The sequence below is a fragment of the Agathobaculum sp. LCP25S3_E8 genome, from assembly GCF_052117165.1.
Lineage (GTDB): Bacteria > Bacillota > Clostridia > Oscillospirales > Butyricicoccaceae > Agathobaculum.
In genome coordinates, this window is sequence record NZ_JBQKJR010000117.1 from 1 (window position 1) to 3,204 (window position 3,204).

General features: G+C 46.4%; 3 protein-coding genes. 1 reads left to right on the forward strand and 2 read right to left on the reverse strand.

Features of this window, described 5'->3' with window-relative positions; translation table 11 throughout:
• The first annotated feature begins 345 nt into the window (after positions 1-345).
• On the forward strand, positions 346-1,428 hold the full coding sequence (locus ACTQ34_RS17655) for a hypothetical protein (protein WP_441364910.1): 1,083 nt from the start codon (positions 346-348) through the stop codon (positions 1,426-1,428).
• A gap of 46 nt (positions 1,429-1,474) precedes the next feature.
• On the opposite strand, the gene ACTQ34_RS17660 is transcribed toward ACTQ34_RS17655, so the two are convergent.
• Positions 1,475-1,651: a YjfB family protein gene (locus ACTQ34_RS17660; RefSeq protein ID WP_373163156.1), complete on the reverse strand. Its 177-nt coding sequence runs from the start codon at positions 1,649-1,651 to the stop codon at positions 1,475-1,477.
• Positions 1,652-1,740: 89 nt separating this feature from the next.
• Positions 1,741-2,943: a 3D domain-containing protein gene (locus ACTQ34_RS17665; RefSeq protein ID WP_441364911.1), complete on the reverse strand. Its 1,203-nt coding sequence runs from the start codon at positions 2,941-2,943 to the stop codon at positions 1,741-1,743.
• Positions 2,944-3,204: the final 261 nt, after the last annotated feature.

The window sequence follows — 3,204 nt, forward strand, 5'->3', positions numbered from 1 at the left end:
GCCGCAGTTTTCCTGCGTTCCGCTACGCTCCACTTCGGAAAACTGCGCTGTATTACCATGCTTTTCAGATTTTGGGTGTTTCCAGACTGCACATTTCTTGACATTTCCAATTTTTCCTTTCACACTCTTCATTCAAAACCACCCTTTTTAGCGTCATAGAATATATTTTATATCGTCAAATTTTGGATTTAATTAACGACAGCTTTCGATTATTTATTATTTTTTATTTGTCTCCTTCTTTTTCCCGATATGATGTTTTTTTACAGGTTTTCCCTTGCGTTTCCATGCAAAAACATGTACTATTATTACTGTAAAAATATTTCAAAGGAGAATCAATGAGAGCGAATGAAAAAAAAAGGATTATTGTTTTCCCTAATCCTGTGTGCGCTGCTTTCCGCCTGTGGCGGCAAGGAGGAATCTGCTGATGCTCTTCTCGCTTACTATACGTTTGAGGGCGATACCATTCCTTCTATTGAGCAGTTCATAAATGATGAAACCGGTGGGCGCTTGGTTGCAACGCTCAGTCCGGATGCATCAGGAGATACTGGTGAACAGAATGCTTCTGATGAAGACGATACACAGGATACATCGGATGACACCGGAGATGGGGAAACCGAAGGCACCGGCGATACTGCTACCACAGCCGAAACGCATAATTATCTTTCTTATGACTATCAGCAGTTTGTGGAAGGCAAGCCTGCTTCCATTGCCGAATCGTATGTTACCCTTTTGGAAGGAGATGATATTGCACTCCACACCAAAAGTGAGGACGAACCATCTTTTGAAAGCGATACCGGTTCTGTTACGCTTATCCGTCAGGCGGTAGCAACGGACAGCAGCGGAGCACCGCAGAAAAAGGAAACAGCCTCCACTTCGGAGGGTACAGATACGGAAGCGGGGACAGACGAAGCAGAATCCGAAGATACCGGATCGTCTGAAGATACCACGTTGCTGCCTTACTCTGACTATGAGCAGGATAGACAAATGCGTTTCCGGGTGCGTATCGACTGGACGCCTACCAGCGTCCTCATTACGCTGGACAAAACCGATGGACAGGATTTCGTCACTTCCTTACAGGAAGCCGGTACATTCCTTTCCTTCTCGGGCGCAAAGGCACTGATGAGTACGGTCACACCGGCTGAAATCGGACTGCCCGGCGATTCCATGTCGGAATACAGCCTCAAGCCCGGCCCCGGCTTTGTTATGGTAGATGGTCAGGCGTGTCTGACAGTCTATGTATACGGAAAGAATTCTGTCGGTACCAATTCTCTGATGGGAACCTATTTTATCTCATCTGACTGCACCACTCTGTATCGACAGGTTGGTGAGACATCCGATGAAGTAGAGCAAATCGAATTCCCAACTGATGTTCCCGACGATTTGCCGACAGAGGGCGAAACTGCGGTTAAAACAGAACCAACCCCCTAATAAAAAATACATAAAAAAAGAACGGCACATGTGGTGCCGTTCTTTTTTATGCATATGTGTCAATGACCTGCCCCATGCCGGAAGTATCCGGAAGCATCTCCAGCAGTTCCTGTGCTGCAAGCTCTGTAGAATCCATTGCTTTTTTGGCTACCGAGATTGAGACACTCTGCTGAAGCTGAGCCGCATGCATGTTCACAGACATTGCAGCAATGCTATCCATCATTCAAGCCACCTCCCTTTTGCATTTGCGACCCTTTCCTCGAATCGCTATTGTTAGTATCGACCACGCAACAGCGCAATTAATACCGTACATCAATCTTTTAAAATGTACACCTTTGCAGGGCGAATGCCAAAATCATTTGCCTCATCGCCGGTCATGAAAAACAGGTCAATCTTTGCGCCCTTAATCAATCCACCGGTATCCTCCGCCAGACCCGGTCCATAGGACCAAGATTGATCTCCACCATCAGATACTACATACAGCCTGCTGCCCAGCGGAATTACACGCGGGTCAACCGCAATAGTTCCGTATTGGGTCACCGTACCGGATGCGGTGATTTCACCGCCATCCTCTATCCGATGATAGGCAGTTGCCGTTACGTCAATCACCGCCGTATATTCATAGCTTGAACCGTCGCCCGCTGTAATAATTTTATTCTCAGTATCGTCTTGAATTCCTGCTGGAACAGACCAAACCTGAGAGCGGCCCGCAGTAGACAACTCACCGGTACTCTCGGTTTCCGGTTGGCTTGACGGCAAGGTCTGGTTGCTTACTGTTGTCTGTGACTCTGCAGCAGCCGCCTGCTCTTCCTGTTTGTTTTGTGCAATGCGGATTCCCTGCTTGACAATACAATTGACTGGTGCTTTTACCTCTTTTTCGTTGACAACCTCGCGGGAAACTTCTTCTCCGTCATGTTCCTCAACCCGGTACTCAATGCTTTTTTCTCCATCTTCACCATATCGGGCAATTTCCTGCTGTCCTTTGAGCAGCTGGGTGTCATACTGTACTTCTACGGAGAACGGGATATTCTCTGTTTCTGTTTCTGTCGTAAAGGTAACACGTGTGACCGTAATCTGCGTACTGTCCGACAACCAATCATCTATGTCCGGCGTTACGATATCATCACTGCCAACACTGATACCGTTTGCCTCCAGCAGCTCTCCCACCGTGCAGGGCGCCGTGCGTATGGTCAATGTCCCGTCGCTGGTCTGAATTGACACATCAAAGGTTTCTTTAAGTGTCAAGTAAACAATGCCGTCATCATCTTTTCGATTGACAACCTCGACGTTACGGAATCCCGCTTTGCTACATGCTTCTTCCACCGTACCAGGATAGAGCCGCACGGTTTCATACCGCTCGCCATCCGTCATCACATAGGTGCAGGCCGCACTGCGAACAATGATAATTCGGAATAATCCAAAAAGCAACAAACAGGTCATCGCAGCCAGTATCGCAAACAGCTTAAGATTGATTTTCCTTTTTTGAGACTCTTTTTTGCTGCGTGCTTTCTCCAATCTGTTAATGCCTCCCCCTCATTCTAAATATGCTTAATCTTTATATATATCGACCGGTTTATCACTTTCCTTAGTATATTACATATCATTTATGTGAGTATAGATAGGCTATGCAGGCAATCAAACAAAAAAAATACCGGCAAGTGCCAATGAACTGCACCCCATTTGTTAGACAGTATGATATACTGGATAACAAGTGGGGTGCTTTATTATGCCAAAAGGAATACCAAACAAACGCTACACACCAGAATTCAAGAAGAT